We start from the raw sequence: 14184 nt of genomic DNA, 5'->3' as shown, positions 1-14184 counted from the left end.
TGGCATTAGGCAATTTTCTTTCTAAAGAGATAATACGCCGCAGAACTGGTGATAATAGCAATAATCAGCAATGGCCATAAACTTTGGAAAACCACTGAAAAATCTGCGTCTTTAAGGTAGATTTGTTTAGTGATTTCAGTGAAATGACGAATTGGGTTAACCCAAGTGATATCTTGTAGCCAAACGGGCATGTTCTCGACTGGGGATATATAACCAGAAAGCAGTACGGCAGGCATCATAAAGACAAACACCCCAATGAAGGCTTGTTGCTGCGTTGAGCACAGCGCTGAAATTAACAAGCCAAAACCCACTAGCGATAGACCATAAAATATCATAGTGGCGTAGAACAGCAGCAGTGAACCTGCAAATGGAATCTGATAACAAAAAATCCCGATAACTAACACAAGGCTTGCTTGGGCTGTCGCCACAATTAATGCAGGCACAGCCTTACCAATAAAAATCTGCCATGTTGTTAATGGGGAAACCAGGAGTTGATCTAGCGTCCCTTGCTCCCGTTCTCGCGCAATGGAAAGGGAGGTCACAATCAGCACGCCAATCGTGGTAATCAGCGCCACCAAAGAGGGCACAATAAACCACTTATAATCTAAGTTTGGGTTGTACCAATTACGAATAACCAACTCACTATTATTGGGTTTGATTTGGTTTTGTGTTAACTCTTGTTGATATTGCATCACAATCTGTTCGACATAATTTGCCGCAATTTGAGAACTGTTTGAGTTGCGACCATCAAGTAACAGCAGCATATTAGCAGGAGTATGTGAGGCGATATCTGCGCTAAAGTTTTGGCTAAAACGCACGGCTAACAGTGCTTTACGGTTATCGAGTGTGTCGCGAACTTCATGTTCACTTTTGACGAGCAACACGTGGGAAAATGCACTGGCTTTGGCTAACCGCTGGGTAAGTTCAACAGAATGTTTGCCGCCATCTTGGTCAAAAATTGCAATGGTGGTATTTGTGACTTCTAGTGTTGCCGCAAGTGGGAACAAAATCATTTGGAAAATCACAGGTAAAATCAAAATAATTCGAGTTTGTGGCTCTTGTAATAATGATTGTAACTCTTTCATAACTAAGGTGTATAAGCGATAAAGCATAGTGCACCTCAATCCAGTCGACGGCGAGTTTTCAGCGCCGTTAGGCCAATAAATAAGATTGCTGATGCAACCAATAATAAGAAATCGATCAGTAACACCCAGTAAATATCCCCTGCAAGGAACAACGTTTGCAAGCTGCTGACAAAGTAACGTGCGGGGATAAAATAAGTTACCCACTGAATGATGGCTGGCATGCTATCAATCTCAAAAATAAATCCAGACAGCATAATTGCAGGTAAAAATGCGGCATTTAATGCTACCATTGCTGCATTAAATTGGTTGCGGGTAATGGTGGATATTAATAGCCCCATGCCAAGGGCCGTAGCAAGATATAGGCTCGTGATAACAAACAGCACCAATAATGACCCGCGGTATGGTACGCCCAGAACAAAGGTTGTAACGAGCATGCAAAGTACCATTACAAAAGAGCCAAGAACTTGGTAAGGTAATAATTTTGAGAGTAATAATTCAGTGCGAGTGATTTGGGTTGAAAGTAAGGCTTCCATTGTGCCGCGTTCCCACTCCCTGGCAATAACCAGTGATGTTAAAATTGCGCCAACCACAGTGATAATAATGCTAATTGCTCCTGGAATAATAAAATGTTGGCTTATTGCTGCCTCATTAAACCAGTAACGCATATTGAGCTCGATTAATGGCGAAACTGTGTTTGCCCGGTTTTCACTTTGTTGCTGCTGCCATATTTGCCAGACACCTTTGGTGTAGGCTTGAACAAAGTTTGCGGTGTTTGGTTCGCTCCCATCGGTAATAATTTGTATCGCTGCATGTCCTTCAGGTTGCAGCAATTGTGCTGAAAAATTCACTGGGATCACGATAATTCCACGAATTTCACCTGCTTGCATTTTGTCGATTAACGCTTTTCGGTTATCACTGATAGTGGCGTCAACAAAAGGAGAGCCCGTAAAGGTATCAACGAGCTCTCGTGCAGGCTGGCTTTGTTGCTCCATTAAAATGCCAAGACGCAATTTACTTGAGTCTAAGTTAATGCCGTAACCAAAAATAAATAGCAGCATCAATGGGATAAGTACTGCAATTAGGGCACTACTGGGGTCGCGTACTATTTGCTTGGTTTCTTTCCAGCACAAGGCTTTTAGCCGACGCCATGAAAAAGAAGAGGCGGCATGATTCATTTAGCCTCCTGTTGTTTGTCGTAATTCATTATAAGTTCGATAAATGCATCTTCCATGGAGGGGTCTGGGTTATCACGAGTAGCAACTTGTTGTTTTAGCTCGTCAGGTGTGCCAGCTGCGATAATTTTACCATGGTAAACAAGCCCTATTCGGTCGCAATATTCTGCTTCATCCATAAAATGTGTGGTGACCATCACGGTCACGCCTTTATCCACCATCCCATTGATATGTAGCCAAAATTCACGACGAGTTAATGGGTCGACGCCTGAAGTGGGTTCATCCAAAAATAAAATATCGGGCTCATGCATGAGTGAGCAGGCAAGGGCAAGGCGCTGTTTATAACCCAAAGGAAGGGAGTCTGTAATTTGATTGATAATTGGCTTGAAGCTAAAGGCATCCACCATTTCTTGGATCTTAGCCGACTGTTTTTTATGATGTAATCCATAAACTCCCGAAAAAAACTTTAGGTTTTGCCCCACTTTTAGATTCCCATAGAGGGAAAATTTCTGCGCCATATAACCAAGGTGCTGCCTGGCTTTATTTGAGCTGGTTTTTAAATCCATACCCAGCACTAAAGCATGTCCCTCAGTGGGCTTCATCAGGGCGCACATCATTTTAAAGGTTGTCGATTTTCCTGCGCCATTGGGGCCTAACAGCCCAAAAATTTCACCGCGTTTGACTTGAAAATTGACGTGATCTGTCGCTGCAAAATCCCCAAATTTTTTGGTGAGATTACGCGCTTCAATCACCGTTTCCTGAGGGTTTGGTGGAATTTGTGGCACAATGGCGGCTAACTCTGAACGGTGAGAAGGGCCGCCGCCAAGAAGGTCAATGAACGCATCTTCAAATCGAGGTTGTGCGGCAATTAGCTTGTTTTCTTGCATATTGAGCGCACTTAACAGACTTTCTTGAGATGCGCCAGGCTTTAGAATCAAGCGAACATAGCGGCCTTGGATAACGCCATCTGTCGTTTCAGGAAGCACTAATGCATTTTGTAATACAGTGCGCTTTTGTGCAGCTGGAACCTCAAGTAAATAGGAGCGCCCCGCCATTTTTTGTGTTAATAATTCAGGTTTGCCAGAATAGAGTAATTGCCCTTTATTAAGAAGCAGTACCTCTTTACATTGTTGGGCTTCATCAAGATATGAAGTGCTCCATAATATTAACATTCCATCATCGGCAAGGGTGTGAACCATCTGCCAAAGTTCACGCCTTGCAATAGGGTCAACGCCAACGCCTGGCTCATCCAATAATAACACTTTGGGCTTACCAAGCAGTGTACAGGCTAAACCTAGCTTTTGTTTCATTCCACCTGAAAGTTTGCCTGCAAGGCGTTGCGTAAAAGGAGCAAGGTTAGTGAATGACAGCAACTGTTGATAGGTTTTTTCGCGCTCTTCGCCAATAACACTGCGCAAATCTGCGTATAAGTCCAAATTCTCTTGAACCGTTAAATCCTCATACAAACCAAACTTTTGAGGCATATAGCCGAGGTTTGCACGCACTGCAATACTGTCTTGAATAGGGTCTAACCCCATCACACGAATATGCCCAGCATCAGGTTTGAGTAGCCCTGCGAGCATACGCATTAATGTCGTTTTTCCTGCGCCATCAGGGCCAACTAACCCTGTGACAGACCCACCGTTGATATCCATTGTGAGACTTTCAACTGCAGGAGAATCTAAGCCGTTAAAGCTTTTTTCGACGCCTTTAAGACTGATGCTGTAATCATCACTCATGACTATTTTTTACTTCTTGTTATTTGCAAAGTAAATGGTGACAGGCATGCCTTGGCGTAAAGCATCATCTGCATCATCAACAATAATACGTAAACGATAAACCAAATCGGTTCTTAAATCAGGTGTTTGTACACTTTTAGGCGTAAATTCAGCCGTTGGAGAAACAAAGCCAATTGTGCCATGGTATGGTTGATTAGGGCGGCTATCTGTATAGAGGGTAACTTGCGATCCAGGAACAGCGTTGCCAAGGTGTGGTTCACTGATATAAGCGCGTACCCAAACTGGGTGAGTGAGGGTAACACTAAAAATACTGTTTCCTGCACCAACATTAGTGCCTGGTTCAATGGCGCGGGTTAAAATAGTGCCATTGGATGGGGCAATTAGCACGGTGTCTTGTAAATCTAGCTCAGCCTGAGCAACAGCAGCTTCTGCTTGTAACCATTCCCCTCTAGCCGCCGCAATTTCTTCTTGGCGGAAGCCACTTTGGTATTGATTCAATTTGTCTTGGGCGGCTTGAAGAGCTGCAAAAGCTTGATTGCGGTTATTTTTTGCATTATCGAGATCATTGGCAGAAATGACACGAGAAGCTGCTAGGCCTTGTTGGCGTTTATAAAAGTTATCTGCATATTGCCAAGCCGCTTGCCGTTGGGCAACTTCAGCTTCAACTTGGGCAATTTCTTGGGTGCGGTAGCCACTTTCTTTTAGCATTAATTGGGCTTTGGCGCTTTCTCGCACACCTTTAGCTTTATTTAAAGCATTAATGTAAGGCGCATCATCTAATTGACCAAGTTTATCACCGATCGCAATGCGCGCGCCCTCATCAACAGTTAAGGACACGAGCTTGCCAGGTACTCTGAAACTTAAGTTAACCGTTCGTACATCAACATTGCCATATAACGTTAATGTTTTATCTTGTTGAGATTGATAGTAATAATAACCAGAAACTGCAGCACCGATTAATATAACAATAATAAAAACAAAAATAGAACGGCTTTTATTGTTCATCGTTCACCCTAGTTAATCGACAAGAAATGATTCCACTTTAATCAATTAATCATATCACTTTTCAATTTGTTTGCGATGACGTAATCCCGCTAATAATATATTTGTGTGTTCAATAAGAACTTGATTAATAATTTTAAATTCATTTTCATTGATATGTTTCCACCCCGTTTGGCGTAATAAGGTTTCACGAGCGATACGAAATGACAACGTTTCACCTAAAATGGCATGGGTATGAATAAGTGTTGTGAGGTGATTGGGGTCAGCCCCGATATAAACAGCAATTAAGCGGTTTAAACGAGAATGGATAGGGCCTAAAGCTTGCTCATGAATAATGGTATAAGCTTCGGTGGGGTTAAGTTGTTCTCGCGCTAAAATACGAGAAAAACTTAAGTTTTTCTTTTCAAGCTGAAAGTAATTATACGTTACCACTGTTTTTTGTAACAAATCGAGTGCTTCTTGGGGCATTTTTTCATTAGCGGATTGATTTAAAAAGCGATCAATGGCAAGAAATACATCATGGAAACTGTCTTTAATATTTTTTGCAATCATCTTCGCGACAGCTAAATAAAGCCCTTCTTTAGAGCCAAAATAGTAGGAAATTGCGGCGATATTTTGCCCTGATGCTTGCGCAATCTTGCGGGTGGTTGCCCCATCAAGCCCTTGTTCTCCATAAACATCCGCAGCTGTAAGTAGTAGTTGTAACTTTGCGTTTTCTCCCCGCAAGGTTGGTGACGAAATTATATTCATAAACATTCCTTTAAATCAGAATTAAATCATACTTTATAAGCTCTAAGTGGCTCTTTATGTTTAAAAGGGGTCATAAACGACAACTCATAGTGTTGTATAAGTATATATACTATATAGAGGGAATTTTATATTAATTTATTACCCAAACTAAATTAATATATTTATCACCATCAAATAATGTTAGAATTTTGCAATGTCGCACGGCAGTTTGCGCTTTTTTCTTCTGACTCACTTCCCCCAGAACTGCCACAATCAATTTGAAGCGGTGAAGCTCGGAGTAATTTAATTTGACAACTTTTTCAGACCTCGCGTTAAACGAGGAAATTTTGCTTGCCATTAATGAGTTAGGCTATGAAAGTCCAACGCCTATTCAACAACAAGCTATCCCCGCAGTGCTTGCAGGAAACGACCTTCTTGCGAGTGCACAAACTGGAACAGGTAAAACAGCAGGCTTTACACTGCCTATTTTACAAAAGCTGGTTTCTAACCCTCGCGGTAATAATCGTCGACCAATCCGTGCACTCATTTTGACGCCAACGAGGGAGCTTGCGGCTCAAGTTGCTGAAAATGTAAAAGAATATAGCCGTCACTTGCGTATTCGTTCATTTGTTGTTTTTGGTGGTGTGAGTATCAATCCGCAGATGATGAAATTGCGTGGTGGGGTAGATATTTTAATTGCTACGCCAGGCCGTTTATTGGATTTAGAGCACCAAAATGCGGTTGATCTTTCTCAGGTCGAAATGTTTGTATTGGATGAAGCTGACCGCATGTTGGATATGGGCTTTATTCACGATATTCGCCGTGTTATCAATAAATTACCGAAAAAACGCCAAAATTTATTGTTTTCAGCAACCTTTTCGGATGACATTAAACAGCTAGCAAACAAGTTACTGAATAATCCCGTAACTATTGAAGTTGCCCCTCGAAATTCAGCATCTGAGCAAATAACGCAATACGTTCATTTAGTGGATAAAAAGCGTAAAGCTGAGTTACTGTCATTTATGATTGGTCGTGATGACTGGCAGCAAGTTCTTGTTTTTACAAGAACAAAACACGGAGCAAACCGTTTAGCTGAACATTTGAATAAAGATGGTATTAAAGCGGCGGCTATCCATGGTAATAAGAGCCAAGGTGCACGAACACGCGCTTTAGCGGACTTTAAATCAGGGGATATCCGTGTTTTAGTGGCAACTGATATTGCTGCTCGCGGCCTCGATATTGAGCAGCTGCCTTATGTGGTGAACTTTGAATTACCAAATGTTGCCGAAGACTATGTGCACCGTATCGGCCGTACTGGCCGCGCAGATGCAACTGGTATGGCGGTATCATTAGTGTGTATTGATGAGGCTAAACTGCTTAAAGATATTGAAAAACTGCTGAAAAAATCGATCCCATTGATGGCGATTGACGGTTATGAACCCGATCCATCTATTAAAGCAGAGCCGATTCAAAAAACACCACAGCGCAATGAACGCCGCTCTGGTGATAGAAACCATGGCAACAATACTAAGTCTCCACGTCGTAGTCATTCACCAGCTGCGAAAGCCGGTGGTAACAGAGGTTCAGCATCTACATCACCGTGGAAAAGTGCCCAGAAAAAAGTGAGTCAAGGGCGTAAGGATAGCTAGTTACATCAAAAAATGATGTGGCTATTAGTAACATAATGAGTGCACTAAATTTTAAGGGAGTAAGGCTTGGCTTTATTCCCTTAAAATTCACCTTTTATTCTATTGTTTAAACCAATCATTTGATTGATGCCAATCTTCCCAGCTTAATATTAATTTCAGCACGATACTATCTCAGTGATCATCAAATTGAGATGTACAGCATAAGATAACAATATTTTCACAAAATCCCTTTCAAATTTTAATAAAACAAATTAATTTCATCAGTGAATTATCAAAACGGGCATAAACGGGTTTATGCGGGTAAATACGGGCTTTTGTATTTTTCTTTGTATTTGCCCGTATTTGACCGATATGCAAACTATTAAGCGATACAGCATCGCTAAGTTAGGGGGAATTTGTGTTTTCTGAGAGAAAAATCACAGAAAATGGCTTTTTCCCCTGATCCTAACGTTATGAGAAAAACGGCTCAGTAATCATGAATTGATACGGCTATACTCATCACCATATTGAAAGGGGACAAATATGCTACAACTCGAAAGACATAATGCTATTGTTGCCCTCATTCAAGAACATGGTGCAATGCGTGTTAATGATTTGGCCGAGCGTCTACAGGTATCTCGGGAGACGGTGCGGCGAGATTTAACAGACCTTGAACATCAAGGAATGGTGAATCGAAGCCATGGTGGGGCGTTGTTATCAAATAAGCTAAAAACGTCGTTGATACCCTATTATGCACCTCAAGAAATGCCACCTTCAGTAAAACAAGGCGCATTTCGAGTTCGAACGGCGTTAAATATAGAAAATAAAACACGCATGGCGAAAGTTGCGTTGGATTTTATTCAACCACAGCAAATTATTTTATTAGATGGTAGCAGCAGCAGTTGGTTCTTAGCTAGGCAACTTCCTGAGTTTGAATTAACAGTTGTAACACCTTCTGTTGCGATTATTCAAACGCTGATGCCGCGGACATCGACGCGTGTCGTCGGGTTAGGTGGGGAATTTTCTGTTGCAGAAGAAGCTTTTTTTGGTGAAACGACAATCAAACAAATTAATGAACAGAATGTCGATACACTATTTTTTTCCTGTCAAGGAATTGATAGAGACAGAGGCATTTATGCGGATAGTGAAGCTCATGCAGCACTCCTTAGGCAAATGTTTTTAATATCGCGTCGAATTATTTTATTAGTTGACCAAAGTAAGTTTGGAAAGATAGGAACAGCTCGAGTTTGTGGATTTGGTGATATTGATCTATTAATTACTGAAAAATTTGATGACCCATTATTCCAAAAAGAAATGACGTGGCATAACGTTAAAGTTATTACGATTAATTAAACTTATAATTAAATAATAAAACTCTGAATTTATATATGTCAGAGGCAGCATTGTATTAAATAAAATATTTATTAGGATGAAAAGATGAAATACTTAATTTCACCGTCTTTAATGTGTATCGATATGATGAAAGTATCTGAGCAATTATCATTTTTAAATGATAATGCGGATATGCTGCATGTGGATATAATGGATGGGCATTATGTCAAGAACTTGGCATTGTCAGTTGATTTTATTCGACAAATCAAACCTTATACACAGCTACCCATTGATGTTCACCTCATGGTAGAACACCCAATGGATTTTATTGATGATTTAATTTCTGTTGGAACTGACAGTATTTCTTTGCATGCGGAAATTATAAGTTCATATGCATTTAGAGTGATTAGTCATATTCGTAATAAGGGCAAAAAAGTTGGGATTGTTTTAAATCCTGCGACAAGTATTGAGGTGTTAAATCCTTATATTCATTTAATTGATAAAGTAACTGTGATGACGGTTGATCCAGGTTATGCAGGGCAAGCGTTTATTCCCGAAATGGTAGAAAAAATCTATGCTTTGAATCAGAAAAAAGTAGAAGGGAATTATTCATTCTTAATTGAGGTTGATGGTTCTTGTAATAAAAATACGTATAAAGCCTTATTAAAAGCAGGTGGGCAGGTTTTAATTATGGGAAGTAGTGGGTTATTTAAAAAAGGTATTCCGCTATCTGAAACGTGGCAAACGATGCAAGAAGATATTCTCACCTCACTGAATTATGCTTAGTTTTAAGGATTAATTATGGCAGGAAAAGTATGTGTATTTGGCTCGTTTAACTTTGATATGGTTGCCAGAGTATCTCGTTTCCCATTTCCAGGTGAATCACTTGTCGCAAACAGCAGTATGACAAGTGCAGGTGGAAAAGGAGCAAACCAAGCAACGGCGGCTTTAAAATCAGGTGCAAATGTCCATTATATCGGAAAAATAGGTGAGGACGCTTTTGGGCAATATGCACGTAGGCATCTAAAGTCAGTTGGTTTTAATGCCGTTACCTTATTGGTAACGAATGAAATTTCAACTGGAAATTCACTCGTTTATGTCGCTGAACGTGATGGTGATGCTGAAAATATGATAGCCGTTGACCCCGGCGCAAATATGACAGTGACAGACGATGAAATCACCCAATGTGAGCCAACAATTTCTTGTGCTGATGTTGTATTAGTGCAATTAGAAAATAATTTACAAGCTATTGAGCGCGTGATTGCTATTGGCAAGGCGAATAATGCTTTTGTCATTTTAAACCCAGCGCCTTGGCAGCCAGTGACGAGTGAGATGTTACAACAGGTTGATTTAATTACACCTAATTCAACAGAGGCATGGCTAATTACAGGGTGCAAAGTGGAAGACTATGAAAGTGCGAGCCAAGCTGCTGACTTAATCCACGCTAAAGGATGTAAAAACGTCATTATCACAATGGGTTCGCTTGGCGCATTGTTATCTGATGATGAAGGGAAAATGATTATTCCGTGTTTCCCTTCACAACCTATTGATACGACTGGTGCTGGAGATGCATTTAATGGCGCGTTAGCGGCAAGATTAGCAATGGGAGATTCAATCCGTTTTGCGACCCGTTTTGCATCTGCCTATGCGGCTGTGAGTGTTGAAAAGCTAGGGGCTGGCACGTTACCTGATTTATCTGAAGTAGAAGAAAGGTTACTCGCTCAGTCTATTTAATCAATTAAATTTAATAATAAAGGCATTAGGAAAATTTAGTTACATAGTTATCAAAATAATAGAAAGCACCATCCCTACATATAAGGTAAATATAATGAAAGCTATTAATAAATTATTGCTTTGTACTATTGTTGTCTCTGCATTTTCAACAGGTTTAGCTAATGCTGAAGATAAAATAAAAATTGGTTTTGCGAATAGAACATTAAATGGCGCATTTTTTAATGGGCTTGATCAATACATGCAAAAGCATGCTAAAGAAAAAGGTTATGAAATAATCACGACAGATGCACGCGGGGATTTAAATAAGCAAATCTCAGATGTAGAGGATATGTTATCTCAAGGAATTAATTATTTAGTTTTAAATCCACAAGATCCAGAAGCAGGTATTCGCATTACGAATATGGCAAAAAATAAAGGTATTCCAACCATTATTTTAGACAGTGATATTCCACTAAGTGCTCCTGTCATAACACGTGTTCAGGCTGATAACGGAAAAAATAATGTCTTAATGGGAGAGTATGCAGTTGATTTATTTGGTAAAAATCCAATGAACTGTGTCTTTATCAGTGGGAATCAAGGTAATTTAGTCGGTGAAGCTCGTCGAGCAAACTTTGTTCGTGGTGTGATGGAAGCGCAACTTAGAAAATATAACCAAACAAATCTAACAGTGTTAAGCCAAGGTTGGGGAAATTGGGACCAGCAAGGTGGTCTTAAAGCGATGGAAGATTTGCTCGTTGCACAGGGAGATAAAATTAACTGCGTTTATACCGAATCTGATGAAATGGTCTTAGGTGCAGTTTTATCTTTGAAAGCCGCAAACAAATTAGATAACGTGAAAATTTTCTCGAATGATGGATATAAAAAAGCACTTGAAGCGATTTCACGTGGTGAATTGCAAGCAACATCTTCAAATAACCCAGATACACTAACATCTGCTGTTATCGATGTTATTGCTAAGCATAAAGCAGGCCAAACAGAATTCCCTGATTATTCTTACATCACGCCAGTTGTCATTAATAAAGATAATGTTAAGAAATATTATGATGAAAAAGCACTGTATTAATTAAGTGCGTGAGGTGCGGTAATAGAATACCGCACCTCTAAAAATCTATCATAGTTAATAAAGCAAAAGGTATTTATGATGGAAGAATATGCAATTGTGACAAAGGGTGTGAAAAAAAGTTTTGGTGGGGTTCATGCCTTAAAAGATATTAACCTTAAAGTTAAGCGGGGTGATATACATGCAATTGTAGGTGAGAATGGAGCCGGAAAATCAACATTAATGAAAATTCTATCTGGCATATATACAAAAGATAGTGGGCAAGTTTTTATTAATGGTGAAGAAGTGAACTTCACGACACCAAAGCAAAGCAGACAACATAAAATTGGTATTATTTACCAAGAACTTGCTATTTCACCTGAGCTAACTGTCGCCGAAAATATTTTTCTGGGGGACCTTGGTTTTGGGAAAGCGACTATAAACCGAAAATTATTAAATAAACGTGCTAGTCATGTTTTAAAAAATTTAGGTTTTGATATTGATCCCACCGTTAAGGCTAAAACACTGAGTGTTGCATATCAACAAATGGTTGAAATAGCGAAGTCATTGGCTCGAGATGTTAATATTTTAATCTTAGATGAGCCTTCAGCTGTATTATCTGAGCGTGAAATTAATATTTTATTTAGCCAATTGAAATTTTTAAAGGCACAAGGTGTCACTATTTTATATATTTCCCATCGGTTAGAAGAAATATTTAGAATTGGGGATGCAATTACGGTTATTAAAGATGGGGAAACGACGAAAGAACTGGATCCTAAAACGTGTACAGAGGACGATATTATTACAGGTATGGTGGGGCGAAGTTTTGAAAATCTATACCCAGTTAAAAATACGCCAAGTAATGAGATTGCTTTGCAGGTTGAAAATTTATCCACTAAAAGCTTACTTAATAATATTAATCTTTATGTTAAAAAAGGTGAAATTGTAGGCCTAGCTGGGCTCGTCGGCTCAGGACGCACGGAAATTGCAAGATGCTTATTTGGCATCGATAAAATAATGTCGGGTAGAATTATTAAAGATAATAAAGAAATTATTATTCACCACCCAAGTGATGCAATGAGCAAAGGTATTGGATTAGTTCCAGAAGATAGAAAAATTCAAGGCGCAATTTTATCTAGACCTATTCGTGAAAACATTAGTTTGACAAAGTTACGCTCTATTTGCCAATTAAAAGGTGTTATTCGGGTTAGTAAAGAACGGGCATTAGCGAGCATCTTTAAAGATAAGTTAAAAATTAAATTTAACAATATGGATGACCCAATTTCGAGTTTAAGTGGTGGGAACCAACAAAAAGTCGTTATTGCCAAATGGCTAAATACAAACTGTGATGTATTAATCTTAGATGAACCCACTCGAGGTGTTGATGTTGGCGCTAAAGTTGAAATTTATCACTTAATTAATGAATTAGCGCAAAAAGATTTTTCAGTAATTGTTATTTCATCGGAAATGATTGAAGTCATTTCGCTTTCTCATCGTGTTTACGTTATGAGTGAAGGGCGAATTACCGCTGAGTTACAAGAAAATGAACTATCAGAAGAAAATATCATGCGTCACGCTATTGTCAAACATGAAAAAACAGCTGCAATGGCAAATTAACTCATTTTTAAATGTAGCGCTGTAATCTAAGTTACAGATAAAAATAAAAAGGATACACCATGGAAACACTAGAAAACTCAAATTTGAGTGTGGAAAATAAATCGAACAATCAACCATCTTTATTAAGAAAAATAGCAAAGTTGATCGGCGAGAATTCAACACTACTTGTTTTTATTATCATGCTTGTTGTTGCGGGTTTTTTATCAGATCGGTTTTATAGTGCCGATAATATTACTAACGTATTAAGGCAAAGCGTTCCTCTCGGGCTAGCTACACTAGGTATGCTATTTGTTATTTTAACAGGGGGAATTGATCTATCCGTTGGTGCAATTATGGCCTTAGTTTCTGTGGTTGTTGCATTAATGATCCCTGATATTGGTCTATGGCCCGCATTAGCCGTTGGTATTATTATGGCAACCATTATTGGTGCTTTTGCAGGTATTTTAGTGACCTGGTTTAATATCGCACCATTTATTGCCACATTAGCAATGATGACAATTGCTCGGGGCTTAGGGTTGATAATATCAAAAGGACAGCCTGTATTTATTGATGACCCTGCATTAATCGAATTTGGTACTGGTTATTTATTTGGGATTCCTTTACCTGTTTACGTATTTGGTATCTTTATTTTACTAGCTCAATTTTTATATAAGCATACGGTATTTGGTCGTTTAGTGGTTTCAATTGGTTCAAATGAAACGGCAACACGCTTTGCAGGTATTCGAGTTAATTATTACAAGTTAGCTGTTTATGCACTAAGTGGGTTAGCCTGTGGGATTGCAGGAATTTTAGCCACAACAAGAACAGGTGTTGGTTCTCCAGTATTAGCGGTTGGTTTTGAATTAGATGTTATTGCAGCGGTAGTTGTGGGTGGTGCAAGTTTAGCGGGTGGTCGAGGCACTGTTATTAACACGATTATTGGCGTTTTAATTTTAAGTATTATTTCTAATTTGATGAACCTGATGAATATCTCTGGTTATAACCAACAAGTGGTTAAGGGCATCATTATTATTATTGCTGTGATGCTGGAAAGTATTAAATCAAAAGTAAAATTGTAAGAACAATAGGTAGTGAGCTAATAAATAGAGCTTATTTCCTGTAAAAAAA

General features: G+C 39.2%; 12 protein-coding genes. 7 read left to right on the top strand and 5 right to left on the bottom strand.

The genetic code is table 11. From position 1 onward, the window contains the following. Positions 1 to 5 precede the first annotated feature (5 nt). The 5 genes from ACE2AL_RS14835 to cecR are packed head-to-tail and all read right to left on the bottom strand — an operon-like array spanning position 6 to position 5754. Positions 6 to 1112, bottom strand: a complete 1107-nt coding sequence (locus ACE2AL_RS14835; RefSeq protein ID WP_272538824.1) for an ABC transporter permease — start codon at positions 1110 to 1112, stop codon at positions 6 to 8. Positions 1113 to 1120: 8 nt separating this feature from the next. Further along, entirely contained in the window at positions 1121 to 2260 is a 1140-nt protein-coding gene (locus ACE2AL_RS14830; RefSeq protein ID WP_206085346.1) for an ABC transporter permease, read from the bottom strand. Beyond that, positions 2257 to 3996, bottom strand: a complete 1740-nt coding sequence (locus tag ACE2AL_RS14825; RefSeq protein WP_272573443.1) for an ATP-binding cassette domain-containing protein — start codon at positions 3994 to 3996, stop codon at positions 2257 to 2259. The genes ACE2AL_RS14830 and ACE2AL_RS14825 overlap by 4 nt, the downstream gene beginning before the upstream one ends. A gap of 9 nt (positions 3997 to 4005) precedes the next feature. Continuing rightward, positions 4006 to 5001 (bottom strand): secretion protein HlyD, encoded by a 996-nt coding sequence (hlyD, locus tag ACE2AL_RS14820; RefSeq protein WP_206085348.1) that lies wholly within the window; start codon positions 4999 to 5001, stop codon positions 4006 to 4008. Positions 5002 to 5055: 54 nt separating this feature from the next. Further along, positions 5056 to 5754 carry a transcriptional regulator CecR gene (cecR, locus tag ACE2AL_RS14815; RefSeq protein ID WP_375083644.1) on the bottom strand — a complete coding sequence of 233 codons (699 nt, stop codon included), beginning with the start codon at positions 5752 to 5754 and terminating at the stop codon, positions 5056 to 5058. A 281-nt stretch (positions 5755 to 6035) separates the two neighbouring features. Between cecR and rhlE the strand changes: the two genes are divergently transcribed. From rhlE to ACE2AL_RS14780, 7 genes are all read left to right on the top strand, one after another. Beyond that, a complete protein-coding gene (rhlE, locus tag ACE2AL_RS14810) occupies positions 6036 to 7376 on the top strand; it encodes an ATP-dependent RNA helicase RhlE (protein WP_206085350.1) in 1341 nt (446 codons plus the stop codon). Between the two features lie 522 nt (positions 7377 to 7898). Next, positions 7899 to 8708 carry a DeoR/GlpR family DNA-binding transcription regulator gene (locus ACE2AL_RS14805; RefSeq protein WP_206085351.1) on the top strand — a complete coding sequence of 270 codons (810 nt, stop codon included), beginning with the start codon at positions 7899 to 7901 and terminating at the stop codon, positions 8706 to 8708. An 84-nt stretch (positions 8709 to 8792) separates the two neighbouring features. Continuing rightward, positions 8793 to 9473: a D-allulose 6-phosphate 3-epimerase gene (gene alsE / locus ACE2AL_RS14800; RefSeq protein WP_353167240.1), complete on the top strand. Its 681-nt coding sequence runs from the start codon at positions 8793 to 8795 to the stop codon at positions 9471 to 9473. Positions 9474 to 9488: 15 nt separating this feature from the next. Continuing rightward, positions 9489 to 10421, top strand: a complete 933-nt coding sequence (locus ACE2AL_RS14795) for a ribokinase (protein ID WP_206085353.1) — start codon at positions 9489 to 9491, stop codon at positions 10419 to 10421. Between the two features lie 94 nt (positions 10422 to 10515). After that, on the top strand, positions 10516 to 11484 hold the full coding sequence (locus tag ACE2AL_RS14790) for a substrate-binding domain-containing protein (protein WP_206085354.1): 969 nt from the start codon (positions 10516 to 10518) through the stop codon (positions 11482 to 11484). Between the two features lie 78 nt (positions 11485 to 11562). Beyond that, the gene (locus ACE2AL_RS14785; protein ID WP_206085355.1) at positions 11563 to 13077 is read left to right on the top strand and encodes a sugar ABC transporter ATP-binding protein; all 1515 of its coding nucleotides are present in this window, start codon (positions 11563 to 11565) and stop codon (positions 13075 to 13077) included. A gap of 179 nt (positions 13078 to 13256) precedes the next feature. Then, positions 13257 to 14135, top strand: a complete 879-nt coding sequence (locus ACE2AL_RS14780) for an ABC transporter permease (protein ID WP_375084316.1) — start codon at positions 13257 to 13259, stop codon at positions 14133 to 14135. Positions 14136 to 14184 lie beyond the last annotated feature (49 nt).

This window comes from Providencia xihuensis (assembly GCF_041953405.1).
GTDB lineage: Bacteria > Pseudomonadota > Gammaproteobacteria > Enterobacterales > Enterobacteriaceae > Providencia > Providencia vermicola.
This window is presented reverse-complemented; position numbering and strand designations above follow the sequence as displayed.